Annotated in this window: 41 protein-coding genes; 40 read left to right on the forward strand and 1 reads right to left on the reverse strand. The window is 56.7% G+C overall.

What is annotated here, in order from left to right; all coding sequences use genetic code 11:
* Positions 1–90: EF-Tu C-terminal domain-related protein (locus ACR0L1_RS22130; protein ID WP_480495899.1), on the forward strand; the 90-nt coding region annotated here is incomplete at its 5' end.
* Between the two features lie 107 nt (positions 91–197).
* Here ACR0L1_RS22130 and ACR0L1_RS22135 read toward each other — a convergent pair.
* Complete coding sequence (locus ACR0L1_RS22135; protein ID WP_480860841.1) at positions 198–1,391, reverse strand: alpha/beta hydrolase; 1,194 nt, start codon at positions 1,389–1,391, stop codon at positions 198–200.
* Between the two features lie 111 nt (positions 1,392–1,502).
* Here ACR0L1_RS22135 and ACR0L1_RS22140 point away from each other — a divergent pair, with 111 nt between their 5' ends.
* The 39 genes from ACR0L1_RS22140 (at position 1,503) to ACR0L1_RS22330 (ending at position 26,915) form a co-directional block, all read left to right on the forward strand.
* Positions 1,503–1,712, forward strand: coding sequence for a hypothetical protein (locus ACR0L1_RS22140; RefSeq protein WP_480506004.1), 210 nt, complete (start codon positions 1,503–1,505; stop codon positions 1,710–1,712).
* Positions 1,713–1,942: 230 nt separating this feature from the next.
* On the forward strand, positions 1,943–2,257 hold the full coding sequence (gene rpsJ, locus ACR0L1_RS22145; protein ID WP_008756422.1) for a 30S ribosomal protein S10: 315 nt from the start codon (positions 1,943–1,945) through the stop codon (positions 2,255–2,257).
* Between the two features lie 18 nt (positions 2,258–2,275).
* Positions 2,276–3,001 carry a 50S ribosomal protein L3 gene (rplC, locus tag ACR0L1_RS22150; protein ID WP_008758167.1) on the forward strand — a complete coding sequence of 242 codons (726 nt, stop codon included), beginning with the start codon at positions 2,276–2,278 and terminating at the stop codon, positions 2,999–3,001.
* Positions 2,998–3,615: a 50S ribosomal protein L4 gene (rplD, locus tag ACR0L1_RS22155; protein ID WP_480860842.1), complete on the forward strand. Its 618-nt coding sequence runs from the start codon at positions 2,998–3,000 to the stop codon at positions 3,613–3,615. Before rplC ends, rplD begins: the two co-directional genes overlap by 4 nt.
* Positions 3,612–3,908 (forward strand): 50S ribosomal protein L23, encoded by a 297-nt coding sequence (locus ACR0L1_RS22160; RefSeq protein ID WP_008757532.1) that lies wholly within the window; start codon positions 3,612–3,614, stop codon positions 3,906–3,908. The genes rplD and ACR0L1_RS22160 overlap by 4 nt, the downstream gene beginning before the upstream one ends.
* Positions 3,905–4,537, forward strand: coding sequence for a hypothetical protein (locus tag ACR0L1_RS22165; protein ID WP_480860844.1), 633 nt, complete (start codon positions 3,905–3,907; stop codon positions 4,535–4,537). Before ACR0L1_RS22160 ends, ACR0L1_RS22165 begins: the two co-directional genes overlap by 4 nt.
* Before the next feature lie 135 nt (positions 4,538–4,672).
* Positions 4,673–5,248 (forward strand): hypothetical protein, encoded by a 576-nt coding sequence (locus tag ACR0L1_RS22170; RefSeq protein ID WP_480505998.1) that lies wholly within the window; start codon positions 4,673–4,675, stop codon positions 5,246–5,248.
* Between the two features lie 248 nt (positions 5,249–5,496).
* Complete coding sequence (rplB, locus tag ACR0L1_RS22175; RefSeq protein WP_170356688.1) at positions 5,497–6,339, forward strand: 50S ribosomal protein L2; 843 nt, start codon at positions 5,497–5,499, stop codon at positions 6,337–6,339.
* Between the two features lie 3 nt (positions 6,340–6,342).
* Complete coding sequence (rpsS, locus tag ACR0L1_RS22180; protein ID WP_005980699.1) at positions 6,343–6,621, forward strand: 30S ribosomal protein S19; 279 nt, start codon at positions 6,343–6,345, stop codon at positions 6,619–6,621.
* 3 nt (positions 6,622–6,624) lie between these two features.
* Positions 6,625–7,005, forward strand: coding sequence for a 50S ribosomal protein L22 (gene rplV / locus ACR0L1_RS22185; RefSeq protein ID WP_039538267.1), 381 nt, complete (start codon positions 6,625–6,627; stop codon positions 7,003–7,005).
* Positions 7,005–7,715 (forward strand): 30S ribosomal protein S3, encoded by a 711-nt coding sequence (gene rpsC / locus ACR0L1_RS22190; RefSeq protein ID WP_008758042.1) that lies wholly within the window; start codon positions 7,005–7,007, stop codon positions 7,713–7,715. The genes rplV and rpsC overlap by 1 nt, the downstream gene beginning before the upstream one ends.
* Positions 7,716–7,727: 12 nt before the next feature.
* Positions 7,728–8,141: a 50S ribosomal protein L16 gene (gene rplP / locus ACR0L1_RS22195; RefSeq protein ID WP_058283513.1), complete on the forward strand. Its 414-nt coding sequence runs from the start codon at positions 7,728–7,730 to the stop codon at positions 8,139–8,141.
* 153 nt (positions 8,142–8,294) lie between these two features.
* Entirely contained in the window at positions 8,295–8,843 is a 549-nt protein-coding gene (locus ACR0L1_RS22200; RefSeq protein ID WP_480505996.1) for an amino acid synthesis family protein, read from the forward strand.
* 40 nt (positions 8,844–8,883) lie between these two features.
* Entirely contained in the window at positions 8,884–9,504 is a 621-nt protein-coding gene (locus tag ACR0L1_RS22205; protein ID WP_170773620.1) for a 2OG-Fe(II) oxygenase family protein, read from the forward strand.
* A 59-nt stretch (positions 9,505–9,563) separates the two neighbouring features.
* Positions 9,564–10,430 carry a glycosyltransferase family 92 protein gene (locus ACR0L1_RS22210; RefSeq protein WP_480860845.1) on the forward strand — a complete coding sequence of 289 codons (867 nt, stop codon included), beginning with the start codon at positions 9,564–9,566 and terminating at the stop codon, positions 10,428–10,430.
* 182 nt (positions 10,431–10,612) lie between these two features.
* On the forward strand, positions 10,613–10,819 hold the full coding sequence (gene rpmC / locus ACR0L1_RS22215) for a 50S ribosomal protein L29 (RefSeq protein ID WP_010437082.1): 207 nt from the start codon (positions 10,613–10,615) through the stop codon (positions 10,817–10,819).
* 4 nt (positions 10,820–10,823) lie between these two features.
* Positions 10,824–11,054, forward strand: a complete 231-nt coding sequence (gene rpsQ, locus ACR0L1_RS22220; RefSeq protein WP_152459158.1) for a 30S ribosomal protein S17 — start codon at positions 10,824–10,826, stop codon at positions 11,052–11,054.
* A gap of 76 nt (positions 11,055–11,130) precedes the next feature.
* Complete coding sequence (gene rplN / locus ACR0L1_RS22225) at positions 11,131–11,499, forward strand: 50S ribosomal protein L14 (protein WP_008757934.1); 369 nt, start codon at positions 11,131–11,133, stop codon at positions 11,497–11,499.
* Positions 11,500–11,501: 2 nt separating this feature from the next.
* Positions 11,502–11,813 (forward strand): 50S ribosomal protein L24, encoded by a 312-nt coding sequence (rplX, locus tag ACR0L1_RS22230; RefSeq protein WP_170356681.1) that lies wholly within the window; start codon positions 11,502–11,504, stop codon positions 11,811–11,813.
* A complete protein-coding gene (gene rplE, locus ACR0L1_RS22235; RefSeq protein WP_170755578.1) occupies positions 11,806–12,366 on the forward strand; it encodes a 50S ribosomal protein L5 in 561 nt (186 codons plus the stop codon). Before rplX ends, rplE begins: the two co-directional genes overlap by 8 nt.
* Positions 12,367–12,385: 19 nt before the next feature.
* Positions 12,386–12,691 carry a 30S ribosomal protein S14 gene (gene rpsN / locus ACR0L1_RS22240; protein ID WP_068340744.1) on the forward strand — a complete coding sequence of 102 codons (306 nt, stop codon included), beginning with the start codon at positions 12,386–12,388 and terminating at the stop codon, positions 12,689–12,691.
* Between the two features lie 13 nt (positions 12,692–12,704).
* Positions 12,705–13,097 carry a 30S ribosomal protein S8 gene (rpsH, locus tag ACR0L1_RS22245; protein WP_068340741.1) on the forward strand — a complete coding sequence of 131 codons (393 nt, stop codon included), beginning with the start codon at positions 12,705–12,707 and terminating at the stop codon, positions 13,095–13,097.
* An 11-nt stretch (positions 13,098–13,108) separates the two neighbouring features.
* A complete protein-coding gene (rplF, locus tag ACR0L1_RS22250; RefSeq protein WP_170456135.1) occupies positions 13,109–13,642 on the forward strand; it encodes a 50S ribosomal protein L6 in 534 nt (177 codons plus the stop codon).
* 11 nt (positions 13,643–13,653) lie between these two features.
* Positions 13,654–14,013, forward strand: coding sequence for a 50S ribosomal protein L18 (rplR, locus tag ACR0L1_RS22255; RefSeq protein ID WP_170356678.1), 360 nt, complete (start codon positions 13,654–13,656; stop codon positions 14,011–14,013).
* A gap of 116 nt (positions 14,014–14,129) precedes the next feature.
* Positions 14,130–14,693: a 30S ribosomal protein S5 gene (rpsE, locus tag ACR0L1_RS22260; protein WP_170356677.1), complete on the forward strand. Its 564-nt coding sequence runs from the start codon at positions 14,130–14,132 to the stop codon at positions 14,691–14,693.
* A 13-nt stretch (positions 14,694–14,706) separates the two neighbouring features.
* Positions 14,707–14,895 (forward strand): 50S ribosomal protein L30, encoded by a 189-nt coding sequence (gene rpmD / locus ACR0L1_RS22265; RefSeq protein ID WP_074736195.1) that lies wholly within the window; start codon positions 14,707–14,709, stop codon positions 14,893–14,895.
* Positions 14,896–15,122: 227 nt separating this feature from the next.
* Positions 15,123–16,382, forward strand: a complete 1,260-nt coding sequence (gntH, locus tag ACR0L1_RS22270) for a guanitoxin biosynthesis MBL fold metallo-hydrolase GntH (protein ID WP_480860847.1) — start codon at positions 15,123–15,125, stop codon at positions 16,380–16,382.
* Between the two features lie 239 nt (positions 16,383–16,621).
* Positions 16,622–16,837, forward strand: a complete 216-nt coding sequence (locus ACR0L1_RS22275; protein ID WP_170773626.1) for a DUF1127 domain-containing protein — start codon at positions 16,622–16,624, stop codon at positions 16,835–16,837.
* Between the two features lie 200 nt (positions 16,838–17,037).
* Complete coding sequence (gene rplO, locus ACR0L1_RS22280; protein ID WP_170773628.1) at positions 17,038–17,511, forward strand: 50S ribosomal protein L15; 474 nt, start codon at positions 17,038–17,040, stop codon at positions 17,509–17,511.
* A gap of 109 nt (positions 17,512–17,620) precedes the next feature.
* The gene (secY, locus tag ACR0L1_RS22285; protein ID WP_170773630.1) at positions 17,621–18,985 is read left to right on the forward strand and encodes a preprotein translocase subunit SecY; all 1,365 of its coding nucleotides are present in this window, start codon (positions 17,621–17,623) and stop codon (positions 18,983–18,985) included.
* Positions 18,982–19,629, forward strand: a complete 648-nt coding sequence (locus ACR0L1_RS22290) for an adenylate kinase (protein WP_480860848.1) — start codon at positions 18,982–18,984, stop codon at positions 19,627–19,629. Before secY ends, ACR0L1_RS22290 begins: the two co-directional genes overlap by 4 nt.
* 210 nt (positions 19,630–19,839) lie before the next feature.
* Positions 19,840–20,208 carry a 30S ribosomal protein S13 gene (rpsM, locus tag ACR0L1_RS22295; protein ID WP_170456119.1) on the forward strand — a complete coding sequence of 123 codons (369 nt, stop codon included), beginning with the start codon at positions 19,840–19,842 and terminating at the stop codon, positions 20,206–20,208.
* A 15-nt stretch (positions 20,209–20,223) separates the two neighbouring features.
* Positions 20,224–20,613, forward strand: a complete 390-nt coding sequence (gene rpsK / locus ACR0L1_RS22300) for a 30S ribosomal protein S11 (RefSeq protein WP_170462414.1) — start codon at positions 20,224–20,226, stop codon at positions 20,611–20,613.
* Positions 20,614–20,727: 114 nt separating this feature from the next.
* Entirely contained in the window at positions 20,728–21,744 is a 1,017-nt protein-coding gene (locus ACR0L1_RS22305; protein WP_170773634.1) for a DNA-directed RNA polymerase subunit alpha, read from the forward strand.
* A gap of 118 nt (positions 21,745–21,862) precedes the next feature.
* Entirely contained in the window at positions 21,863–22,285 is a 423-nt protein-coding gene (gene rplQ, locus ACR0L1_RS22310; RefSeq protein WP_039538314.1) for a 50S ribosomal protein L17, read from the forward strand.
* Positions 22,286–22,415: 130 nt separating this feature from the next.
* Positions 22,416–23,801: a trypsin-like peptidase domain-containing protein gene (locus tag ACR0L1_RS22315; protein ID WP_480860850.1), complete on the forward strand. Its 1,386-nt coding sequence runs from the start codon at positions 22,416–22,418 to the stop codon at positions 23,799–23,801.
* Entirely contained in the window at positions 23,798–25,108 is a 1,311-nt protein-coding gene (locus ACR0L1_RS22320; protein WP_480860851.1) for a replication-associated recombination protein A, read from the forward strand. The genes ACR0L1_RS22315 and ACR0L1_RS22320 overlap by 4 nt, the downstream gene beginning before the upstream one ends.
* Before the next feature lie 95 nt (positions 25,109–25,203).
* The gene (locus tag ACR0L1_RS22325; protein ID WP_480860852.1) at positions 25,204–26,247 is read left to right on the forward strand and encodes an RluA family pseudouridine synthase; all 1,044 of its coding nucleotides are present in this window, start codon (positions 25,204–25,206) and stop codon (positions 26,245–26,247) included.
* Complete coding sequence (locus tag ACR0L1_RS22330; protein ID WP_170790530.1) at positions 26,244–26,915, forward strand: HAD-IA family hydrolase; 672 nt, start codon at positions 26,244–26,246, stop codon at positions 26,913–26,915. Before ACR0L1_RS22325 ends, ACR0L1_RS22330 begins: the two co-directional genes overlap by 4 nt.

Raw genomic sequence — 26,915 nt, forward strand, 5'->3', positions numbered from 1 at the left:
CCGATCGCGATGGAGCAGGGCCTGCGCTTCGCGATCCGCGAAGGCGGCCGCACCGTCGGCGCCGGCGTTGTGTCGAAAATCACTGAGTAATTCGCGCAAGCGAATGATCAGACAGAAAGGGCGTCCCTCGGGGCGTCCTTTTTGTTTGAAATAGCGGTGCGGAAACAACAGATACTTCTGCCGGCGACTTGTTGTGTCTAGTTGTTTGGGACTTCAACAAAATCGCGGATACTGGCGATCATTCTCGTGAAATCTGGTTCGGCCTCAAAGAGCAAATGGTTCGGGCTGTTCAATTGCACGAATAGCGCATTTGGAATTTTGGACGCCAGCAATTTTCCCTCGGAAAGTGGGGCAACTGCATCTCTATCACTGTGGATGACCAATGTTGGCACGGTGACCTGTGGCAAAAGATCGGACACATTAATATCGTCAAAAAGCGCCCGAAACTGCGCGATGTTTTCCGCAGGGCCACACAGCTTTTGAAACTCGTTGAACCATTGCGTTTCCTCTTTGGTCGCGTCCGGCATGAACATCGTAGTCAGAATCTGTCGTATCGCGGGATTGTCGTTTCCCCAACTGGTACGGATAAGTTGTACGAGGGCCTCGCTTTCTTCAAATTCCATCCTGTTGCCACGTTGTCTTCGCCCACGTGGATATCCACCGCTAAGGATCAGGTGTGAAATTCGCGAAGGGTGGCGGAGTGCGTATGCGACAGACACAGATGCGCCTTGCGACAATCCCAGTATTGCGACTGTTTCAAAGCCGTAAGCGTCGACCACCACTTCCATATCGTCGACCATTCGGTCGAAACTAATGTCAACATTGGCCCATTGCGACAGGCCGTTGCCACGCTGATCATACCGAATGACAGAAAAATTTTGCGACAGATGTCGAATATAGTCGCCATATGCTGGATTCTGCCAGCCTTGTTCCAGATGTGTCATCCAACTCCCGGAAATTAGCAATGGGTAACCCTCACCCGATGCCGTGTGTGCGATGGATGTGCCGTCATATGATTGGCAGAACTTTACGGTCGGCAATGTGTCCGGTTGAAGATTTCGGCGTCGGTGAAATGAAGATCTGTCTTCGCCAGACTGAACAGAGATCTGACCGATCAAACGGAAACCGCGCCGCCGCACCGTTTCTATGTATTGCGAGTCTTTAGCCTTGTCGCCAAGCGCTTTTCGAATTTCAAAAATATACTCTCGTACCAGATCCGGGTTCACGTGCAGGTCTTTCCAGACTGCGTGAAGTATCTCCTCGCGAGACAACACAACGCCGGGTTTGGCTACCAAAAGAGCTAAAATATCGGTCGCCTTCGGAGACAGCGACGCATTTCCCTGTTCCGATGACAGCTTGCCATCGTTCAGATTCAGCACCCATTGCCCCATGCACGCCTCCAATGCGATTTCTCAAACTCAACGATAAAACAACGATAAGTCAACGGCATCGGTTCTCTGCCAAGGGTAAACTGAATTGCGAGATCAATCAGGATAAAAACGATGCCACATATCTCGACGAACAATTCGAGCCGAAACCTGACAATTAGTGAGAGTACCACGAAAGCCGAGGCGGCAGTATTGGTGCAACAACTTGCAACCCAACTGGAAGAGGAAATTTGTCTGGCGTTGTTGGAAGGTAATGTTGCCTTGGCACAGCGTTTGGCCTTGCCACAAGCTCGATTGAAACAGCTGGGACAGGTTCTTCAATAGATGCTTCTGTTTCGAAATTTGCTTCCCGCTGGGAATCGCTGTTACTGATAGGCATACCTTATGGGCTTGGGTCAATTACCCCTTGCCAAACCACACCAACCCCACTAATACGCGCGAGTTCTCACTAAGAACATCAAGGCGGGGTGATTCCCGCCTTTTGGGTTCGAAGAGGGTTGGCGATGCGCGTCTGTCCTCCTCTCAACCTCAACGCCTGATAAAAGGCTGTATCTATGCAAAGCCAAAACATCCGTATTCGGCTGAAGGCATTTGACTATCGCGTTCTGGATGCCAGCACGCAAGAGATCGTCAACACTGCCAAGCGGACCGGCGCGAACGTGCGCGGCCCGATCCCGCTGCCGAACAAGATTGAGAAGTTCACGGTTCTCCGTGGCCCTCACGTTGACAAGAAATCCCGCGACCAGTTCGAGATCCGCACGCACAAGCGTCTGCTCGACATCGTTGATCCGACCCCCCAGACCGTTGACGCGCTGATGAAGCTCGACCTCGCTGCTGGTGTGGACGTCGAGATCAAGCTGCAGTCGTAAGATCGGAGGGTATAGATTATGCGCTCTGGTATTATCGCAAAAAAAGTCGGCATGACCCGCCTGTTCATGGAAGACGGCAAGCAGATCCCTGTGACCGTTCTTCACCTGGACAACTTGCAGGTTGTTGCACAGCGTACCGCTGACAAAGACGGCTACACCGCTGTTCAGCTGGGCGCCGGTGCTGCCAAGGCAAAACGCACCTCGAAAGCCATGCGCGGTCACTACGCCGCTGCCAAGGTTGAGCCCAAGCGTAAGCTGGCCGAGTTCCGTGTGTCGGAAGATGGCCTGATCGATGTGGGCGCCGAGATTTCGGCAGAACACTTCCTGGAAGGTCAGAAAGTTGACGTTTCGGGTACCTCGATCGGTAAAGGCTTTGCCGGTGCGATGAAGCGCTGGAACTTTGGTGGTCTGCGCGCCTCGCACGGTGTTTCGATCAGCCACCGTTCGCACGGTTCGACCGGTCAGTGTCAGGACCCGGGCAAGGTATTCAAAGGCAAGAAGATGGCCGGTCACATGGGTGCTGCCCGTGTTACCACCCAGAACCTGGAAGTCGTCAAAACCGACGCCGACCGGAACCTGGTCTTCATCAAAGGCGCCGTTCCCGGACCGAAATCGGGCTGGGTCACCGTCAAGGACGCCGTGAAGAAGAAAGCACCGGAAGGCCTGCCTTTCCCGGCTGCTGTGAAATCGGCTGCAACCGAAGCACCTGCGGAAGAAGCTCCCGCGGAAGGTGGTGAAGCATGAAACTTGATGTAATCAAACTGGACGGCGGCAAAGCCGGCGACATCGAGCTGAACGCCGATCTGTTCGGTCTCGAGCCGCGCGCGGACATCCTGCACCGTGTGGTCCGTTGGCAGCGCAACAACGCGCAGGCCGGCACCCACAAGGTAAAGACCCGTTCGGAAACCAGCTACTCGACCAAGAAGATCTATCGTCAAAAGGGCACCGGTGGCGCACGCCATGGTGACCGCAACGCGCCGATCTTCCGCAAGGGTGGTATCTACAAGGGCCCGACCCCGCGTTCGCACGGCCACGACCTGCCCAAGAAGTTCCGCAAGCTTGGCCTGCGCCACGCTTTGTCGGCCAAAGCCAAGGCAGGTGAACTGGTTGTGATCGAGAACGCCGAAACCGAAGGCAAGACCGCCGCTCTGGCCAAACAGGTTGCAAACCTGGGCTGGAAACGCGCTCTGGTCATCGACGGCGCGTCCGTGAACGAAGGGTTCCTGAAAGCGTCCAAGAACATCGAAGGTCTGGATATCCTGCCGTCGATGGGCGCAAACGTCTATGACATCCTCAAGCGTGACACTCTGGTGCTCACCAAAGCGGCTGTCGAAGCACTGGAGGCTCGTCTGAAATGAGCGCGAAGGCAGAACACTACGACGTGATCCGCAAGCCGATCATCACTGAGAAGTCGACCATGGCGTCTGAAAATGGCGCGGTTGTCTTTGAAGTGGCGATCGACAGCAACAAGCCGCAGATCAAAGAGGCCGTTGAGGCGCTGTTTGGTGTGAAGGTCAAAGCGGTGAACACCACCGTGACCAAAGGCAAGGTCAAGCGGTTCCGCGGCCAGCTGGGTCGTCGGAAAGACGTCAAAAAAGCATATGTGACCCTGGAAGAGGGCAACACAATCGACGTGAGCACCGGTCTTTGATCCGACGCTTACTGCGACTATTCACGGCCTCGGCGGTTCAACCCGCCGGGGCCGATTTCGTTTCAGACCCTGAAACTGTGCGTGCGCAGGTGCTGGAGCAGATGCGGGCGTTCAGTACCGAGCCCTATTTCCAGATTGCCGATGAGAAGCTAGGGCTGCTGTCGGTGTTCGATGATCTGAAATACGACCGGGCAGATGTGGACATGATCTCTCCGGCGATGCGTCACCATGTGGTCGGCAAGCTTGGCCCCTTGGGCTTCCGGCAGACCTCCGGCACCGTGCTGGAGCACGCCGAGGCCGATATGCGGGTGCATATCCCTAAGTTCCACGCACTCGGCGCGTCGCCTTTCGACATTGTGCGCTATACCGAGAAACGCCCGCAGGACTACTGTCTGCTGACGCCCACACAGGTGGCCTGTCAGTACGTGGATCACTATGAGTTGGACGACGCGGTGCAGCGGATCGAAGAGCTGATTGCGAAGCACCCGATCAACCTGCTCAAACTGGCGGATTATCTGGAAGGCAAACCCAAACACCGCGCCTTTCGCGAGGTGCTGGGGCATATCAAGCTCAAGCAGCGGATCGCGGTGGAGTCCGAGCCGCTGTGCCGCAGGCGGTCTTTGGGGTGAGCTGTTGTCGCAGGGAAAGATGAAAAGGGTTTCTGAACGGCGAGCCTTGTTGACCACTGTAACTCGCTGTTGATAGCTTTACTGAACAATTTGAATTTCAACACTTTAAGTAAGTTGCTTATGGAGTTTGGGCCGATGTCAAAAAATGAATTCGACGACTTAATTAAAGATCTCAACAAAGATCTGGAGAAGATCCGAAAAAAATATGATCAGACATTTGACAGGCTGGAGGCTCTTGAGAAGCTCTGCAAGCCGGTTTCAAAAGACCCCATGTGCAAGGATTTATTGAGGGTTGTTAAAGAGATAAAGAAATTTCGAGTAAAAGTTCCACGTACAGTCACTACTATTCAGCAGGCCATAGAAACCGGAAAAAAAATTGGGGAAGCTGCGCAGAGATTGGACAAAGACCTTTCTAAAAAGATGTTTGTGGTTACGAAGACGTGTGAACAAATTCGGGACGAGTTCAAACAAAACAAATGTCTCTACTTCGAGAGGGAGCGCGCGAAGAATTGGGAGAAACTTAGGGCGCCTGGCGCAATTTTTCTCCGAACTTTCGGAAAAGAGTTTCCGCAAGCGTGCAAAGCTTGGGATGCTTGTCGCAAAGAAGTCTTCGAATACGATAAAATCATACAGCGAAAAATTGACCGCATCAGGAAAAAATACAAAATCACGCCTAGAGATGAAAAAAACCCCAAGCTAATTCTTCACTAAGTTGTGTTTTCTTTGGTGTGTTCTTGAAGCCTTATTCTTTGAAACCTGTAGATAGTCAAATTTACCTCGACCTATAGACACCCACCCCCAACCCTGTTACACGCTCCCAATCTTGCGGCCTCGGATTCGTTCCGGGGCCTCTGATATTTGTAACCGGGGACCTTCGGGGCCCTATACCCTTGGCACCTACGGGGGCCTATCACATAGCGGGGAAACTCCCTGCACTTGCTAAACGGAAGACAGAAAGCATGGCACTCAAGTCGTACAAGCCGACGACGCCGGGCCAGCGCGGGCTGGTGCTGATCGACCGTTCGGAGCTTTGGAAAGGACGTCCGGTCAAGTCTCTCACTGAGGGTTTGACCAAATCGGGCGGCCGGAACAACACCGGACGGATCACTTCACGCCGCCGCGGCGGTGGCGCAAAGCGTCTCTACCGGATCGTTGACTTCAAACGGAACAAATTTGATGTCGCGGCAACCGTCGAGCGGATCGAATATGACCCGAACCGGACCGCATTCATCGCACTGGTAAAATACGAAGACGGTGAGCAGGCATATATCCTGGCTCCGCAGCGTCTGGCTGTTGGTGACAAAGTCATCGCGTCGGCAAAAGCCGACATCAAGCCGGGCAACGCAATGCCGTTCTCGGGCATGCCCATTGGTACCATCGTCCACAACATCGAGATGAAGCCTGGCAAAGGCGGTCAGATCGCACGTGCAGCCGGTACATACGCTCAGTTCGTTGGTCGCGATGGCGGCTACGCTCAGATCCGTCTGAGCTCGGGCGAGCTGCGCATGGTCCGTCAGGAATGCATGGCTACCGTTGGTGCCGTGTCCAACCCCGACAACTCGAACCAGAACCTCGGTAAAGCCGGTCGTATGCGCCACAAGGGCGTTCGTCCGTCGGTTCGTGGTGTTGCAATGAACCCGATCGATCACCCGCACGGTGGTGGTGAAGGTCGTACCTCGGGTGGCCGTACACCGGTTACGCCGTGGGGTAAGGACACCAAGGGTAAGCGTACCCGCAACAAGAACAAAGCGTCCCAGAAGCTGATCATCCGCTCGCGGCACGCCAAGAAGAAGGGACGTTAATCTATGTCTCGCTCTGTTTGGAAGGGTCCTTTCGTCGATGCTTACGTGCTGAAAAAAGCCGAAGCAGCGCGCGAGTCGGGCCGCAACGAAGTCATCAAAATCTGGTCGCGTCGTTCCACCATTCTGCCCCAGTTCGTGGGTCTGACATTTGGTGTGTACAACGGCCAGAAACATATCCCCGTCAACGTCTCGGAAGACATGATCGGTCAGAAGTTCGGTGAATACTCGCCGACCCGTACCTATTATGGCCACGCCGCAGACAAAAAAGCGAAGCGGAAGTAAGTCATGGGCAAGGAAAAGAACCCCCGCCGCGTGGCTGAAAACGAAGCAATGGCGAAAACCCGCATGCTTCGCACCAGCCCGCAGAAACTGAACCTGGTTGCGCAAATGATCCGCGGCAAGAAAGTTGAGAAGGCTCTGACCGACCTGACTTTCAGCAACAAGCGTGTCGCGCAGGACGTCAAGAAGTGCCTGCAGTCCGCAATCGCGAATGCCGAAAACAACCACAACCTGGACGTTGACGAGCTGATCGTCGCCGAAGCATGGGTTGGCAAGAACCTGGTCATGAAGCGCGGTCGTCCGCGTGCCCGTGGCCGTTTCGGCAAGATCATGAAGCCGTTCTCGGAGATCACCATCAAGGTGCGTCAAGTTGAGGAGCAAGCCTAATGGGTCATAAAGTAAATCCGATCGGCATGCGCCTGCAGGTCAACCGCACCTGGGACAGCCGCTGGTACGCCGACACCAAGGACTACGGTGATCTTCTGCTGGAAGACCTCAAGATCCGTGAGTTCATCAACAAAGAGTGCAAGCAGGCCGGTGTTGCCCGTGTGATCATCGAACGTCCGCACAAAAAGTGCCGCGTTACGATCCACACCGCACGTCCCGGTGTCATCATCGGCAAGAAAGGTGCAGACATCGAAGTTCTGCGCAAAAAGCTTGCGCGTATGACCGACAGCGAACTGCACCTGAACATCGTCGAAGTGCGCAAGCCCGAGCTTGACGCGCAGCTGGTTGCCGAGTCCATCGCTCAGCAGCTGGAACGTCGTGTTTCGTTCCGTCGTGCAATGAAGCGGTCGGTTCAGAATGCCATGCGCATGGGCGCCCTGGGTATCCGGGTGAACGTCGCTGGTCGTCTGGGCGGCGCTGAAATCGCACGGACCGAGTGGTACCGCGAAGGCCGCGTGCCTCTGCACACCCTGCGTGCCGACATCGATTACGCACATGCCGAAGCGATGACCCCCTATGGGATCATCGGGATCAAGGTCTGGATCTTCAAAGGTGAGATCATGGAGCACGATCCGCAGGCACGTGACCGTAAAGCACAGGAACTCCAGGACGGCCCTGCACCTCGTGGTGCTGGTGGCGGTCGTCGCTAAGGAGGGAAAGATATGCTTCAACCAAAGCGTACTAAATTCCGCAAGATGCACAAAGGCCGGATCAAGGGTCTCGCCAAGGGCGGCTCTGATCTGAACTTTGGCACCTACGGCCTCAAAGCTCTTGAGCCTGAGCGTGTAACTGCACGCCAGATCGAAGCTGCACGTCGTGCCATGACGCGTCACATGAAGCGTCAGGGTCGTGTCTGGATCCGCATCTTCCCCGACACTCCGGTCACGGCCAAGCCGATCGAAGTTCGTATGGGTAAAGGTAAAGGTTCGGTCGACCGCTGGGCCTGCAAGGTCAAGCCTGGCCGCGTGATGTTCGAGATCGACGGCGTTAATGACGACATCGCGCGTGAGGCCCTGCGCCTGGCCGCGATGAAGCTGCCGATCAAGACTCGCGTCGTGGTTCGCGAAGACTGGTAAGCGATCAGGGGGCAACCCCGTTCGTGACAAGATTGACCCCCGTCGGGAAGCCGGCGGGGGTTTTCTGTTGCGCTTGTGAAGTTAAGGGCCGCAAAAACCGTCGACCTCTTCCTATCGCGCCCCTAGGCTGCCCGGTAGAAATGGGAGGGCCCTATGGTTCAGCTGCGCAAAAAGATGTTCATCAAGGAAATCATAACCACCGATCAGTTGGGCCAGCCCAGTGATCCGATAAGCCGGGTTGCTGCTCTGGCGGTGTTCATGAACCCTCTGGCTGGACGGTTCTCGGATGACCTTTCAGAGTTGTTTGAGATTGGTGCGCTTCTTGGCCCGGACCTCGCATCCGAAGCGATATCCCAACTGGACGGTGCGCCGGTATCCTACGGTAAGGCAGCGATCATCGGCGTGAACGGCGATCTTGAACAGGGCGGGGCGGTGATCCACCCCAAACTCGGTGCTCCCATGCGCGCGGCGGCGGGCGGAGGAGAGGCGGTTATCCCCTCGAATGCCAAATTAGGCGCGCCGGGTTGCGCGATTGATCTGCCACTGGGGCATAAAGATAACCCGTGGTCGTTCGACCATTTCGACACTATGACGCTAAACATTCCAGACGCGCCGAAACCGGATGAGATCGTACTGTGCCTCGCCTATGCTGATGGCGGCCGCCCAATTCCCCGCTGTGGCAAAGGACCCGTCAAAAGCTAATCGACTGGCCTTGTAGAAAACACTGCGGTATGCCCGGCCCATGGCACAGATTGAATCACTCTTCGTAACCCGTCTCTACCGCGCGTCTCTTTCCGAGTTCGATCCGAAGATCGACGCTCAGGAATTGGAAAGCTCTTGCCTTGTTATCGCCGAGGATGATGAGGCGGGGCAGGAATGGTGCGAAGAGAACGGCTATCCCGGCTATACCAGTTATGCTTCGCTGACCGACCTGCCGTGGCGGTTCCCGATTTTCGCCGATCTGGTCGCTGCCTTGGATCAGCACGTCGCCGCTTTTGCCAAGGATTTGGAGTTCGATCTGGGTGAGGGCGCGTTGAAGCTGGAAGACCTGTGGATCAACATCCTGCCCGAGGGCGGAATGCATTCCAGCCACCTGCACCCGCACAGCGTAATCTCGGGCACGACCTATGTGGCGATGCCCGAGGGGGCGAGTGCGTTGAAGCTGGAGGATCCCCGCTCGGGTCGCATGATGGCTGCGCCGACGCGCGTTAAAGGCGGGCGGAGGGATTTGCAGCCGTTCATCTATATGAAGCCGCAGGTGGGGGACGTGCTGCTGTGGGAAAGCTGGCTGCGCCACGAGGTGCCGATGAACATGGCCGAGGATGAGCGGATCAGTGTCAGCTTTAACTACAAGTGGGAGTGATGACAGTTACCTCAGGCGCGAGCATTTTTCATTAAACATCCAGATTGTACGTGATCAAGATGAGTTCGAGCACAATACTTCACAAACTCAACAATCTGTATCTTTGGGCCAAGTTTTGGAATCATAGGAGAAAGGTTCGTAGGAATGAGCTTGCCAAGGCTAAAACTCAGAACTCCAACAAGAACCGCCTTTGCGTACTTGGAACAGCAAAAAACGAGGCCTTGAATTTGGCCGAGTGGGTCGAGCACTACGCACAGCAGGGTGCCGACAAAGTATTTCTTATCGATAACGGAAGTACAGACAACTCGATGGAAGTAATTTCGAGCTTCCTAAGTTCTGGTTTCGTAGAAGTTGTCAGTCTCCCCCAAAAACACAAGCAAGTGGCTCATTATTGGAAGGCATTCCAAAAATTTCAGGTTCCGCAGTTGTTTGAGTGGATGTTGGTTGCTGACGTTGATGAGTTTTGGTTCTGCAAAGATGGGGCCAAGCTGGTTGATGCGTTAGAGCAATTTGACGATGTGGACGTTGTTTATGCGAACTGGACGGTCTTTGGTACTTCAGGTCACAAAGAACATCCCAACAGCTTGAGAAAAAATCTGGTCAAACGAAAACCCGGTTTGAGCCCACACAAATGGCAAAAGTACCTTGTGAGGACGTCAGTCCCGAAAAAACTAGGGGATATCGGGGTACACTATGTACGTGGCGCGGATTCATGCCGCACGATCTCTGACAACGAGACCTTCCAGATTAACCACTATCAGTTTCAAAGCCTACATTACTGGCAAAACGTTAAGTTGACTCGGGGAGACGCTGATAAATTCCACCAAGATCACAGTCGAAAACTCCAACATCTCATCGACTTTGATAAACTGTGCACGGAGTTGGACACGCAATTTGCAGATAGACTCCGATCACTCGAATCGTAAAAGGGCTGGAAGATTGGAGTCTTTCAAACTTCCTCTTGCCACCCAACCCTCAAACCCTTATACGGCGGCATCTTGCGATCTCCCGGCGTTGTCGGGCGATTCGTATGTCTATCATTCATCCACCAGGTCAAAGGTGACCCGTGTACGGGGCCTTCTGGTGTTTTGAGCAAAGGAAAAAGGCGATGAACGCCCAAGAACTGCGTGACAAGACCCCGGACCAGCTCCGCGAGGAACTGGCCAACCTGAAGAAAGAAAGCTTTAACCTGCGCTTTCAACAGGCAACCGGTCAGCTGGAAAACACTGCTGGTATCAAAGCGGCCCGCCGCAACGCTGCCCGCGTCAAAACCATTCTGAACGAAAAGGCCGCTGCTGCGGCATCGGAGGAGTAATCCTATGCCCAAGCGTATCCTGTCCGGCGTGGTAACCAGCGACGCCAACGAGCAAACCGTAACCGTTTCGGTTGAGCGTCGTTTCAAGCACCCGCTGCTGCACAAAACCGTTCGTAAGTCCAAGAAATACCGGGCTCATGACGAAAAGAACGCCTTCAAGGTCGGTGACACAGTCCGCATCATCGAATGCGCGCCGAAATCGAAGACGAAACGTTGGGAAGTTCTGGAGGCGTAAGCCCCTAGGATTTTCCCATTTGTCGAAACCCTGGGGGATCTAATCAGACCAGCCCCCACAGGTCGGGAGAAACCACATGATCCAGATGCAGACCAATCTGGATGTCGCTGACAACTCCGGCGCACGCCGAGTTCAGTGCATCAAGGTCCTGGGTGGTTCCAAGCGTAAATACGCCTCCGTTGGCGACATCATTGTCGTCTCGGTGAAGGAAGCCATCCCGCGCGGCCGCGTAAAGAAAGGTGACGTCCGTAAGGCCGTCGTCGTACGCACCGCCAAGGAAGTCCGTCGCGAAGACGGCACCGCGATCCGTTTTGATCGCAACGCCGCCGTCATCCTAAACAACAACAACGAGCCAGTCGGTACCCGTATCTTTGGCCCCGTTGTTCGCGAACTGCGCGGCAAGAACTTCATGAAAATCATCTCGCTGGCTCCGGAGGTGCTGTAATCATGGCTGCTAAACTCCGCAAAGGCGACAAGGTCGTCGTGCTGGCCGGCAAGGACAAGGGCAAAGAGGGTACCATTTCCTCGGTTGACCCCAAAGCCGGTAAAGCTGTTGTCGAAGGCATCAACATTGCCATCCGTCACACCCGTCAGTCGCAAACTTCGCAAGGTGGTCGTCTGCCTCAGGCAAACCCGATCCAACTGTCGAACCTGGCGCTGCTGGACAAAAACGGCAAAGCAACCCGCGTTGGCTTCCGCATGGAAGGTGACAAGAAGGTGCGCTTCGCCAAGACCACAGGGGACGTGATCGATGCTTGATTCCGCAACCTACACCCCGCGTCTGAAAGCTCAGTACGTTGAAACCATCCGTGCCGCTCTGAAAGAAGAGTTCGGCTACAAGAACGACATGCAGCTGCCCAAGCTGGAGAAAATCGTTCTGAACATCGGTTGTGGTGCTGAGGCGGTCAAAGACTCGAAGAAAGCGAAAGCTGCTGTCGAAGATCTGACTGCGATTGCTGGTCAAAAGGCCGTTGCAACCAAGGCGAAGAAGTCGATCGCGGGTTTCCGAGTCCGTGAAGACATGCCGCTGGGCGCGAAAGTGACCCTGCGCGGTGACCGGATGTACGAATTCCTAGATCGTCTGATCACCATCGCGCTGCCGCGCGTTCGTGATTTCCGCGGTGTTAAGCCGTCTTTCGATGGTCAGGGCAACTTTGCCATGGGCATGAAAGAGCACATCGTGTTCCCGGAAATCGACTTCGACAAGGTCGACGAGGTCTGGGGCCTGGATATCGTAATTGCCACCACAGCGAAAACCGACGCTGAAGCGAAGAGCCTGTTGAAAGCATTCAACATGCCGTTCAACGCGTAAGCGCCGGGAGGATTGAGACATGGCTAAAAAAGCAATGATCGAACGCGAAAAGAAGCGCGAACGCCTGGTGGCCAAATATGCCGCAAAGCGTGCCGAGCTGAAAGAAATCGCGAATGACGAGAGCCGCCCGATGGAAGAGCGTTTCAAAGCGCGTCTGAAACTGGCGAAACTGCCGCGCAACAGCTCGGCTACCCGTCTGCACAACCGTTGTCAGCTGACCGGTCGTCCCCACGCTTACTACCGTAAGCTGAAGGTCAGCCGTATCGCGCTGCGCGAGCTGGGTTCTGCTGGTCAGATCCCCGGCATGGTGAAATCGAGCTGGTAAGGGAGACATAGATATGAATGATCCTATCGGCGATATGCTCACCCGTATCCGCAACGCGCAAATGCGCGGCAAGTCCACCGTTTCCACCCCCGCATCCAAGCTGCGTGGCTGGGTTCTGGACGTGCTGGCGGACGAAGGCTACATCCGTGGTTATGAAAAGACGACCGGTGAAAACGGTCATCCGGCCATCGAAATCAGCCTGAAATACTACGAAGGCACCCCTGTTATTCGCGAACTGAAGCGGGTTTCGAAACCCGGTCGTCGCGTCTACATGGGCGTCAATGACATCCCGCAGGTCCGTCAGGGTCTGGGCGTGTCGATTGTCAGCACTCCGAAAGGTGTGATGTCGGACGCAAACGCTCGCTCCAACAATGTTGGCGGCGAAGTGCTCTGCACCGTCTTCTAAGGAGGTCTGCAATGTCTCGTATTGGTAAAAAACCGGTCGAGCTGCCCAGCGGCGTTACCGCCTCTGTGTCTGGCCAGACCATCGAAGTGAAAGGTCCGAAAGGCACCCGCAGCTTCACCGCCACCGACGACGTTACGCTGTCGGTTGAAGACAACGTGGTCAAGATCGACCCCCGTGGCATGTCCAAGCGTGCCCGCCAGCAGTGGGGCATGAGCCGCACCATGGTTGCCAACCTGGTAACCGGTGTGACGACTGGCTTCAAAAAAGAGCTGGAGATCCAGGGTGTTGGTTACCGGGCTCAGATGCAGGGCAACACCCTGAAGCTGAACCTGGGCTACAGCCACGATGTTGATTTCACTGCCCCGGAAGGTGTCACCATCACCGCGCCGAAGCAGACCGAGATCGTTGTGGAAGGTATCGACCAGCAGCAGGTGGGCGAAGTCGCGGCCAAAATCCGCGAATGGCGTCGTCCCGAGCCGTATAAAGGCAAGGGTATCCGCTACAAGGGCGAGTTCATCTTCCGCAAGGAAGGCAAGAAGAAGTAAGGACGCAGACAATGGCAAACAGCAAAAGAACCCTGTTTCTGAAGCGCCGCCTGCGCGTTCGGAACAAACTTCGCAAAGTCAACGCCGGCCGCGTACGCCTGTCGGTTCACCGTTCGAACAAGAACATCAGCGTTCAGCTGATCGACGACGTTCGTGGCGTGACCCTGGCCGCAGCCTCGACCCTGGAAAAAGATCTGGGTGTTGTTGGCAAGAACAACGTCGAAGCGGCCACCAAAGTGGGCGCGGCCATCGCCGAGCGTGCCAAGAAGGCGGGCGTCGAAGAGGCCTATTTCGATCGTGGTGGCTTCCTGTTCCACGGCAAGGTGAAGGCAGTTGCCGACGCCGCGCGTGAAGGTGGTCTGAAGATCTAAGACCTGCGGGCAGCTTGACGGCTGCCCCGATGATCCGGGGGCCCTGACGTCAGTCGGGGCTCACTTGGATTGACGAAAACGGCGCCGAAAGCGCCACATGAGAAAAGGGATGCCAAATGGCAGAACGTGAAAACCGTCGGGGCCGTGGCCGCGACCGTGAAGAAGCACCGGAATTTGCAGACCGCCTGGTCGCAATCAACCGCGTGTCGAAAACCGTTAAAGGTGGTAAGCGCTTTGGCTTCGCCGCTCTGGTGGTTGTCGGCGATCAGAAAGGCCGCGTCGGCTTTGGCAAGGGTAAAGCGAAAGAAGTACCCGAGGCCATCCGCAAGGCGACTGAGCAAGCCAAGCGTCAGATGATCCGCGTGCAACTGCGCGAAGGTCGGACCCTGCACCACGACATCGAAGGCCGTCACGGCGCTGGTAAAGTGGTTATGCGCACCGCACCTGAAGGTACTGGTATCATCGCCGGTGGTCCGATGCGTGCCGTGTTCGAAATGCTGGGCGTTAAGGACGTTGTGTCCAAGTCGCTGGGCTCGCAGAACCCGTACAACATGATCCGCGCCACCATCAACGGCCTGCAGAAAGAGCAGAGCCCGCGTTCGGTCGCCGCACGTCGTGGCAAAAAAGTTGCTGACATCCTGCCCAAGCGGGACGAAGCACCGGCTGAAGCCGAAGCGTAAGGAGTAGCGTACCATGGCAAAAACCATCGTCGTCAAGCAGATCGGTTCCCCGATCCGCCGCCCCGCCGAACAGCGCGCAACCCTGATCGGTCTGGGCCTGAACAAGATGCACCGCACCCGTGAACTGGAGGATACACCTTCTGTCCGCGGCATGGTCAACAAGATCCCGCATCTGGTTGAGATCATTGAAGAGCGCGGCTAAGCGCGAGTTCTATCGAACAAAGAAACGCCTCCGATTTTTGGGGGCGTTTTTTTTGTAATATATGTCTGCTTTGAGCCCAATGCGGCAACAGAAGTTTAAAGAAAGCCCTACCTTAAACCCGCCGATTTCTTGAGGCCTTGCCAGACGTATTCAAAATCTGCGATCCTATTATGAGTCGGCTTCACACTATTGAAAATTCCCGGTCGTCCTAATCGGAGGCAATTGCAATGGCTTTTTCCGCTCAAAACAGAAACTGTATTTTGGCGTTAATATCTACGTTTTTTTGGGCTTCGGCGAATACTGTAGGCGCGCAAAGTAATGATCCAGCCGAATGGTCTAGGACGGAGCCGTTTCCTAACCAAACTGTTTATTATCCAGGAACCGAGGCTCTGGGTCCTGACGAAATGCGAGTTGTCGCCTGTGGCACCGGTATGCCACAGCCGCGTCTGAAACAAGCTGCGGCATGTTTCTTGGTTGAATTGGGAAATGGCGAAAAGTTTATCTTCGATATGGGAGAGGGATCCTATGAAAGGATCATGGCGCTTGGGATTCCACTGGATCAGCTGGATAAAGTCTTCTTGGGTCACCTGCACCTAGATCATGCTGGCGATTTTCCAGCCTTTTACTTCACCGGTCCCGTAAACAACCGTCTAACGCCTGTTCGCCTTTGGGGGCCCGAAGGTATCAAGCCTGAGTGGGGAACAAAGTCTTGGGCAGATCACATGAAGAAAATGTGGGCATGGGAAGAAGCGACTCGTGGGGCGGCGGTCGACCCCAGAGGGCTGCAACTTGAGGTTAACGAATTCGATTGGAAAATCGTGAATAACCTCATTTTTGACGAAAACGGTGTTCAGGTCAGAACCCTGCCGGCCATACATGGCGAACAATCAGTTAGTTTTCTACTTGAATGGAGCGGTCTGAAGTTTGCTTTTTCATCCGACACTCTTCCTACGCGATGGTGGAGAGAGCATGCAGCAGGTGCGGACCTTGCAATTCATGAGTGCTTCACCCCTCCAGATTTCATGATCGAGAAATATGGGTTTGCCCCTTCCGAAGCAATTTTTGTTGGTTCTCAAGGGCACACTTCCGCGCAAGCATTCGGCAAGATTATGTCCGAAACGGAACCAAGATTGGCGGTTTGCTACCACTTCCAAAACGATCATGACATTGCGCTGGCCGTCTATTCAGCAATTCGAGAGACATATGATGGGCCATTGGACTTGGCGGCTGATTTCATGACCTGGAATGTAACCAAAGATAGTATTCGTACTCGTCAAGGAGTGCCCAATGAAGAGTCTTTCCCGGCACCGGTACAAATGCCCAAGCAACCGCCTGACTCAGCTGCAGAGTTCCCGTTCTCCGAATTTGATCTCGAGAGCATGGACCTCGGGGCAGCAGAAGCTACAAACGAAATGATCAGGGCATTCAACGAACGCACAGGGAATGACGAGGTCGGAGCTTATACAAGCATTCCCTTCCAAGAGTGAATAAGGCGTCGGAGCACCCCAAAGAATTGCAAGTTGCAAGGTCAGCTTTGTCCGCAAAGCGGATCGTGTCTTAAGTAGTGCCAAGCACCCAATTACTGGGCCATTCCCTCAACGCATACCGGATAGACCGAAACATCCGTTGTTAGCGATACCCGGCCTCCTTATCTGAGCCCTGTCCCAAACAGGAACGCAAACAGTCACTCGGGGAATTCGCCTCGGGCTTAGAAAGGAAACGAACCATGGCACATACAGCAACATTTACTCGCGAAGGCTTTGGCCTGACCGCCCGCATCACAGCGCTCGTTGCGCGCATCAAAGAGGGTTTTGCCCTGCGCACCGAGTACAACCGCACCTATGCAGAGCTGCAAAGCCTGTCTGATCGGGAACTGAACGACATCGGTGTGCGTCGCTGCGATATCAAAGACATCGCGCGTGAGCACACTTACTGCTCGTAACGCTACCACCACTCACTGATGAAGGGGCGCCAAATCGGCGCCTCTTTTGGTTTCGGGGGTGTGATACAACAAACCTTGCATCCAGCGGGACAAAGCTGTAGAGCGCTCCGGTGGATTTATGTACACGAGAATCAAAACCAAGAAATGCCGTGTTTGGCCCATCACGCTTCGGGGGTCACATCCGGCTAAGGAGAAGCGAAATGAAACTGCACGAATTGCGCGATAATGCTGGCGCCGCCCCGAAACGCACCCGCGTTGGCCGTGGTCCGGGTTCCGGCAAAGGTAAAATGGGTGGCCGTGGTATCAAGGGCCAGAAATCCCGTTCGGGTGTGGCCATCAACGGCTACGAAGGTGGCCAGATGCCGCTGTACCAGCGCCTGCCCAAGCGTGGCTTCAACAAGCCGAACCGCAAGGAATTCGCCGTTATCAACCTGGGCCTGATCCAGAAATTCGTTGACGCGGGCAAGCTGGACGCATCGGCTGCGATCACCGAGGATGCGCTGGTCGCTTCCGGTCTGGTGCGCCGCAAACTGGACGGTATCCGCGTTCTGGCCAAAGGCGAAATCAGCGCCAAAGTGAACCTGGAAGTAACCGGTGCTTCGAAATCTGCTGTTGAGGCAGTTGAGAAAGCGGGCGGTTCACTGACGGTCACAAAAGCCGCTGCGGCAGAGTAAGCGCTTGTGAGCGGGCCAAGACCCGCTTACATAGACTTCAGAGTTTTCCAAGACGCCGCCCGAGCCGGAAAACGGTTCCGGGCGGTGTTTGCATAAGAGAGACCGATTTATGGTATCAGCAGCAGAACAAATGGCAGCCAACACAAGCTGGGCTGCTTTGGGCAAAGCCACCGATCTGCGCAACCGCATCCTGTTCACGCTTGCATTGCTGATCGTCTATCGTCTGGGCACCTTTATTCCGGTTCCGGGCATCGACGGCCAAGCACTGCGCGAGTTCATGGAGCAAGCGGGGCAGGGCATCGGCGGCATGGTTTCGATGTTTACCGGCGGGGCGCTGGGGCGGATGGGTATCTTTGCCCTCGGCATCATGCCCTACATTTCGGCCTCGATCATCGTGCAGCTGCTGACATCTATGGTTCCCGCGCTCGAACAGCTCAAGAAAGAGGGCGAGCAGGGCCGCAAGAAGATCAACCAATATACCCGTTTCGGCACCGTGGCCTTGGCCACCGTTCAGGCTTACGGTCTGGCGGTTTCGTTGGAATCGGGCGATCTGGCAACCGATCCGGGCCTGTTCTTCCGCCTGTCGACCATGATCACCTTGGTTGGTGGCACCATGTTCCTGATGTGGCTGGGTGAGCAGATCACAGCACGCGGAATCGGCAACGGTATCTCTCTGATCATCTTCGTGGGCATCATCGCCGAAGTTCCGGCCGCTTTGGCACAGTTCTTCGCTTCGGGCCGCTCGGGCGCGATCAGCCCTGCTGTGATCATCGGTGTGATCGTGATGGTGATTGCCGTGATTACATTCGTGGTCTTCATGGAACGCGCCTTGCGCAAGATCCATATTCAATACCCGCGTCGTCAGGCCGGTATGAAGATCTATGAGGGCGGCTCGAGCCACCTGCCGGTCAAAGTGAACCCAGCGGGCGTGATCCCGGCGATCTTTGCCAGCTCGCTGCTGCTGCTGCCGGTGACGATCTCGACCTTCTCTTCGGGGGCGACCAACGGGCCGGTCATGTCTTGGCTTCTGGCCAACTTTGGTCCCGGACAGCCTCTGTACCTGCTGTTCTTCGCTTCGATGATCGTTTTCTTTGCCTATTTCTACACGTTCAACGTGTCGTTCAAACCGGACGATGTGGCGGATAACCTGAAAAAGCAGAACGGTTTCGTGCCGGGCATCCGTCCGGGCAAAAAAACCGCCGAGTATCTAGAATACGTGGTCAACCGCGTACTTGTTCTGGGTTCGGCCTATCTGGCGGCGGTCTGTCTGTTGCCTGAAATTCTTCGGGGCCAGTTTGCCATCCCGTTCTATTTCGGCGGCACCTCGGTTCTGATTATCGTCTCTGTGACCATGGACACGATCCAACAGGTCCAGAGCCACCTGCTGGCGCACCAATACGAAGGGCTGATCGAAAAGTCCCAACTGCGCGGCAAAGGCAAGAAACGTGGCAGGAAGGGACCCGCTCGTCGATGAACATCATTCTTCTCGGCCCCCCGGGGGCAGGCAAAGGAACGCAAGCGCGTCACTTGGTTGAAACCCGCGGCATGGTCCAGCTGAGCACTGGCGACATGCTGCGTGAAGCCAAAGACAGCGGCACCGAAATGGGCAACCGCGTAGCCGAGGTGATGGCTAAGGGCCAGCTTGTGACGGATGAGATCGTGATCGGCCTGATCCGCGAAAAGTTGGAACAAGGCGCTGAAGGCGGGTTCATCTTTGACGGTTTCCCGCGCACTCTGGCCCAAGCCGATGCGTTGGGTGAGCTGCTGGACAGCACCGGCGAGACCTTGGACGCGGTTATCGCGATGGAAGTGAACGACTACGCTCTGGTCGCGCGTATCACGGCTCGGTCAACCTGCGGCGGTTGCGGTGAAGTCTACAACGACATCACTAAACCGATCCCGGCGGACGGCAAATGCTCGAACTGCGGCAAAGAAGGTGACTTCAAACGCCGTGCGGACGACAATGAGGAAAGCCTCAAGACCCGTCTGATGGAGTACTACAAAAAGACCTCAATGCTCATCGGCTATTATCACGCCAAGGGCAACCTGTCCTGGGTTGATGGTCTGGGCGAGATTGATGAGGTTCAGGACGCGATTGCTGGCGTGTTGGACGCCTGATCGATCCACATTTGAATATGGGCTTGACGGCACTGCCAAAAGCCCATATCGACCCCCATCCCTAAAGGGAATCAAGACTGCGTGAGGGATTCGTCCCAACCGCCCCGACCACCTCGAATAATGCTGGGCCCGCTGGCGACACTGCCAAGGTCAAGCGTTGTGAAAAAAGGTTCTGGAGTTACGGAACCGCAACGAAAAGGAAAGTGACACGTGGCACGTATTGCCGGCGTAAACATCCCGACTGCAAAGCGGGTACCTATCGCCCTCACATATATCACCGGTATCGGCAACACCTCGGCCAAAGCGATTTGCGAAGCCGTGGGCATTGAAGCGACCCGTCGCGTCAACGAACTGTCCGACGCTGAAGTTCTGAAAATCCGCGAGTACATCGACGAAAACTACACTGTCGAAGGTGACCTGCGTCGTGAAGTTCAGATGAACGTCAAACGCCTGATGGACCTGGGCTGCTACCGCGGTCTGCGTCACCGCCGCAACCTGCCGGTTCGCGGTCAGCGTACCCACACCAATGCTCGTACCCGCAAAGGCCCCGCGAAGGCCATTGCTGGTAAGAAGAAATAAGGGAGGGTCTGACCGATGGCACGCGATAAGACTCGCATCAAGCGCAAAGAGCGTAAGAACATCGCATCGGGCGTTGCCCATGTGAACTCGACCTTCAACAACACCAAAATCCTGATCTCGGACGTACAGGGCAACGCCATTTCGTGGTCGTCTGCCGGTACCATGGGCTTCAAAGGCTCGCGGAAATCGACACCTTACGCCGCTCAGATGGCTGCAGAAGATGCAGGCAAGAAGGCGCAGGAACATGGCGTCAAGACGCTGGAAGTCGAAGTTCAAGGCCCTGGTTCGGGTCGTGAATCGGCTCTGCGCGCTCTGGCTGCTGTGGGCTTCAACATCACGTCGATCCGCGACGTGACGCCGATTGCGCACAATGGTTGCCGCCCGCCGAAGCGTCGCCGCGTCTAAGCGATTTTGAATTAAGCTGGGGCTGTGTTTTTGCACGGCCCCAGCACGTCATTTTGAACCTCGGGCGTCTGCACCTTGTTGGTCATGGGGCGCGGACAGGAATGGAGGGATTACATGATCCATAAGAATTGGGCAGAATTGATCAAGCCGACTCAGCTGGACGGCAAGCCGGGCAACGACCCCGCGCGTCAGGCAACGCTGGTTGCTGAACCGCTGGAACGTGGCTTTGGTCTGACCCTGGGCAACGCGCTGCGCCGCGTTCTGATGAGCTCGCTGCAAGGGGCGGCCATCACCAGCGTTCAGATCGACAACGTCCTGCACGAGTTCTCGTCGGTTGCTGGTGTCCGCGAAGACGTCACCGACATCATCCTGAACCTCAAAGGCGTGTCGCTGCGTATGGAAGTCGAAGGTCCCAAGCGCCTGTCGATCAATGCCAAAGGCCCCGCCGTTGTCACCGCTGGTGACATCAGCGAAAGCGCCGGTATCGAGGTTCTGAACCGCGATCACGTCATCTGCCACCTGGATGATGGCGCCGACCTGTTCATGGAACTGACCGTCAACACCGGCAAGGGTTACGTCTCGGCTGAGAAGAACAAGCCCGAAGATGCACCCATCGGCCTGATCCCGATCGACGCGATCTATTCACCGGTCAAGAAGGTTGCCTATGACGTTCAGCCGACCCGTGAAGGTCAGGTTCTGGACTATGACAAACTGACCCTGAAGATCGAAACCGATGGTTCGATCACTCCCGAAGACGCGTTGGCATTTGCCGCACGCATCCTTCAGGATCAGCTGTCGATCTTTGTCAACTTCGACGAGCCGGAATCGGCCAGCCGCCAAGACGAAGACGATGGTCTGGAGTTCAACCCGCTGCTGCTGAAGAAAGTGGACGAGCTGGAACTGTCGGTCCGTTCGGCAAACTGCCTGAAGAACGACAACATCGTCTATATCGGCGACCTGATTCAGAAGACCGAAGCCGAGATGCTGCGCACCCCGAACTTCGGCCGCAAGTCGCTGAACGAGATCAAGGAAGTGCTGTCCGGCATGGGTCTGCACCTCGGCATGGATGTCGAGGATTGGCCGCCCGACAACATCGAAGATCTGGCGAAGAAATTCGAAGACGCGTTCTAAGCGCGTCTTCACAAATGCCCGGACTTCCGGGGATCATATGGGCACTTCCGCCCCAAGGAGAGCCGGTGACACGCATCGCCGGCCAGACAAAGCACAACGCGAAAGAAGGAACTAGAAAATGCGTCACGCACGTGGTTACCGCCGCCTGAACCGTACTCATGAGCACCGTAAGGCTCTGTTTGCAAACATGGCTGGCTCGCTCATCGAACATGAGCAAATCAAGACAACTCTGCCCAAGGCAAAAGAACTGCGCCCGATCATCGAAAAGCTGGTCACTCTGGGCAAGCGCGGCGACCTGCACGCCCGCCGTCAGGCCGCAGCACAGCTGAAAGAAGACAAAGACGTCGCCAAGCTGTTCGAAGTTCTGGGCCCCCGCTACGCCGAGCGTCAGGGCGGTTATGTCCGCATCCTGAAAGCAGGCTTCCGCTATGGCGACATGGCGCCGATGGCGATCATCGAATTCGTTGATCGTGACGTCGACGCCAAAGGCGCAGCCGACAAGGCCCGCGTTGCCGCCGAAGAAGCCGCTGACGAAGAATAAGATCGCGCCGTCTGGCTGATTAGAAACCTCCGCCCAACGTCGGGCGGAGGTTTTTCTTTTGCGGCATCGCTGACTTGCATTCGGCTGCGCGGGTCCGCATATCTGGGGCGATCCAAATCCCGGAGGTCTCATGATCCGCGTCTTTCTGACCCTGATGCTATTGAGTCTTGCATCCCACAGCCACGCTGAAACCAAAGTGCCGACCTCGCAGGCCGAAATCAGTCTCGGCTTTGCGCCGGTGGTGAAGCAAGCGGCACCGGCGGTGGTCAATATCTATGCCAAGATCGTGCGGGAAGGGCGGGGGAACACTCTGTTTTCGGACCCGTTTTTTCAGAACTTTTACGGCCGCGGTTTTGCCGAGCCGCGCCCAAGGGTTCAGAACTCGCTGGGGTCGGGGGTGATCCTGACTGCAGACGGGTATGTGGTGTCGAACTTCCACGTTGTCGGCAAGGCAACTGAGATCCGGGTGGTCACGACCGATCGTCGCGAGTATTCCGCGCAGGTGGTGCTGGGCGACAAGGAAAGCGATATCGCCATTCTGCGTTTGGATGAGGCCGAGGCGTTGCCTTATCTGCCTCTGCGCGATTCCGATCAGGTTGAGGTTGGTGAACTGGCGCTGGCAATTGGCAACCCGTTTGGCGTCGGACAAACGGTGTCGTCTGGGATTATCTCGGGGTTGGCGCGTACGGGCACGGCAACCGGTAATGCGCGGGGCTATTTCATCCAGACCGATGCAGCGATCAATCCGGGCAATTCCGGCGGGGCATTGATTGACGTGAACGGTGATCTGATCGGCATCAACACCGCGATCCTGACGCGTTCGGGCGGGTCGAACGGAATCGGCTTTGCGATACCGGCCAATTTGGTTGCGGAATTCCTGCGTCAGGCCCAGGCTGGAAATAACAGTTTCATAAGCCCATGGGCCGGGATGGCGGGCCAGCACATGAGTGCGGACATCGCCGAGTCTCTGGGTCTTGTAATTCCGCAGGGCGTCGTGGTGTCCGATCTGCATCCGCTCAGCCCTCTGGGCGAAGCCGGGCTACGGGTTGGCGACGTGGTGACGCATGTGGATGGGGACGAGGTGAACTCACCCGCTGAAATGAAGTTTCGCATGTCTGTCGCGGGTGTGGGCGGCAGTTCGGTCCTGACGCTGTTGCGGGGCGATGTTCGGGAAGAGATCGAGATCGCCCTGATCAGAGCGCCCGAGGTTCCGCCCTCGGACGATACGATACTGGACAACCAGACGGTTATGCCTGGGTTGAAAGTAGCGCGGATCAACCCGGCTGTCATTGCACGGATGGGGTTGATCTTGTCGCAGACCGGCGTGGTCGTCACCGATCCGGGGCGCTATGGCGGGCGCTCGGGTCTGCGTGTTGGTGACGTAGTCAACAGCATCAATGGGGTCTCAATTGAACACCCTGATGATGTGGTTCACGCGCTGACCGATCCGGGGCGCAGATTGCAGTTGGATGTGTCGCGCGGGGGGCGTTCGGTTTCGGTAAGGTTCCGCTTGTGAGTGATCTGTTCGATACCGGCGCGACCCAACCAGCCCCGTCAGCGCATCGTCCGTTGGCCGACCGTTTGCGTCCCCAAAGCTTGGCGGATGTGATCGGGCAAGAGCAGGTCCTGGGACCGGATGCTCCGTTGGGTGTCATGCTGGCCTCGGGCAGCCTGTCCAGCCTGATCCTTTGGGGGCCGCCGGGCGTGGGCAAAACGACCATTGCACGCCTCTTGGCGCAGGAAACCGACCTTCATTTCGTGCAGATCAGCGCGATTTTCTCTGGTGTTCCCGATTTGCGTAAGGTCTTCGAGGCCGCGAAAATCCGCCACCAGAACGGGCAGGGTACGCTGCTGTTCGTGGATGAGATCCATCGGTTCAACAAGGCCCAGCAGGACGGGTTTTTGCCTTATATGGAAGACGGCACGATCCTGCTGGTGGGGGCGACGACCGAGAACCCCTCGTTCGAGTTGAACGCCGCTGTGCTGAGCCGCGCGCAGGTGTTAGTGCTGGAACGCCTTGATCTGGCCGATCTGGAACGTCTGACCCAGCGTGCCGAAAAGGAACTGGGCACGGCGCTGCCCCTGACCGGCCCCGCACGCGAGGCACTACAGGAAATGGCCGATGGCGACGGGCGGGCGTTGTTGAATCTGATCGAACAAATCGCAGCGTGGAAAGTAGACGCGCCGCTGGACCCGGATGCGCTATCGACCCGTCTGATGCGGCGGGCGGCGAAATACGACAAGTCGGGGGATGAACACTACAACCTAATCTCGGCCCTGCATAAATCGGTGCGCGGGTCGGACCCAGACGCGGCGCTGTACTGGTTCGCGCGGATGCTGAACGGGGGTGAAGACCCGCGCTATTTGGCGCGACGCATCACGCGCATGGCGGTCGAGGATATCGGGCTGGCCGATCCGCAGGCACAGGCGATCTGTCTGCAATCTTGGCAGACCTATGAACGCCTTGGCAGCCCCGAGGGCGAACTGGCGCTGGCGCAGGCGCTGGTCTATCTAGCGCTCGCCCCCAAATCGAACGGGGCCTATGTGGGATATAAGGAGGCGATGCGGCTGGCCAAGCAATCCGGCAGTGAACCGCCGCCCAAGCATATCCTGAACGCGCCGACCTCGCTCATGAAGGATCAGGGCTATGGCGCGGGCTATGCCTATGACCATGATGCCGAGGATGGGTTTTCCGGCCAGAACTATTTTCCCGACGGATTGGACAGGCCTGAGCTGTATCAACCGGTCGAACGCGGGTTCGAGCGCGAGTTGAAAAAACGGTTGGACTATTTCGCCAAGCTGCGGGCGCAACGCAACGGTTGACTCTGCCGGTAAGGCACGCCACAGACGCGCATGTTTTCAATGGCACTGAATGGCATGCAATCCGCGCGGACCCGCCGCGTGAAGGGGATATCGGTATGAGTGGCGTACAAATGATCACCGTGGCAGAAGGCGATGGCGACCAGCGGATTGACCGTTGGCTGCGCCGTCTATTTCCGCATGTCAGCCAGGGCCGCATCGAAAAGATGTGCCGTAAGGGTGAATTGCGCGTGGATGGCGGACGGGTGAAAGCCGCGACCCGGCTTGAGGCCGGGCAGGTCGTGCGCGTGCCACCTCTGCCCGACGCAGATCACAAACCGGTTGAGGTCAAGCGGCGTATCTCGGATGCGGATGCCAAGATGATCCAGTCTTGTGTGATCTACCGCGACGATCACGTGCTGGCGCTGAATAAACCGCACGGCCTGCCGGTGCAGGGCGGCAGCGGTCAGACCCGCCACGTGGACAGCCTGTCCGAAGCGCTGCGCTTTGGCTATGACGAGAACCCGCGCCTTGTGCATCGTCTGGACAAGGACACATCCGGCGTTCTGCTGCTGGCCCGCACGCGCGAGGCCGCCAAGGGCCTGACCGCCGCTTTCCGTCACCGTGACACGCGCAAGATCTATTGGGCTTTGGTGGCCGGTGTGCCGACCCCTTATCTGGGTGAGATCAAGACCGGTTTGGTCAAGGCCGCAGGTCACGGCAAGCACGGCGAGGGTGAGAAAATGATCCCCGTTCATCTGAACGAGATCAACGAAACCCCCGGCGCGAAACGGGCGCATACGCACTATGCCACGCTTTACCGTGTGGCCGGGCGCGCGGCCTGGGTCGCGATGGAGCCGATCACCGGCCGCACGCATCAGCTTCGGGCGCATATGGCGGCGATTGGTCATCCGATCATCGGTGACGGCAAATATGGCGGCTCGGGTCAGGAAAACCTTGGCGATGGCTGGGGTGCGCAGTTGGGCGGGATCATCAGCAAAAAGCTGCATCTGCATGCGCGGCAGGCCTCGTTCGAACACCCGGTGACGCGCAAGACGATCACCGTGAAGGCCCCCTTGCCGGATCACATGAAACACAGTTGGGACACCTTCGGCTGGACCGAGGATTTGGCCGCCGACGACCCGTTCGAGGAACTGCAATGAGCGCACCCCTGCGTCTGGTGCTGTTCGACGTGGACGGCACTCTGGTCGACAGTCAGGGCAGTATCGTTGCTGCTATGACCGCCAGTTTCAACGCGCTGTCCTTGCCGGTGCCGGATCGCACGGCGATCCTGTCCATTGTTGGCCTGTCCTTGCCCAAGGCGATGGCGCAGCTTGCACCGCAGCATTCGGATGCAGATCAGGTGCGGCTGGTCGAGGGGTATAAACAGGCCTATCACGCACATCGGTTGGAACAGGGTATGGCGGGATCGCCGCTCTATCCCGGTGCCCGCGAGGTGATTGAGGCGTTGCACGCCATCCCCGAGGTGCTGCTGGGCGTGGCGACCGGCAAATCTCAGCGCGGATTGGATGCGTTGATCGAAGGGCACGGGCTGCAGGGCTATTTCGTGACGCGGCAGGTGGCGGATCATCACCCTTCAAAACCGCACCCGTCGATGATTGACACCGCGCGGGCTGAGACGGGGGTTGAGGCTGCCGATACCGTGATGATCGGCGACACCCGGTTTGACATGGACATGGCCGCGGCTGCCGGTGTGCGCAGCGTCGGCGTCACATGGGGTTATCACGCGCGGCCCGCGTTAGAGGCAGCAACCTCTATCATCGAAACCTTCGACCAGTTGCCCGGCGCGCTGGATCAAATTTGGACCTGA

This window comes from Ruegeria sp. J8, from assembly GCF_056531925.1.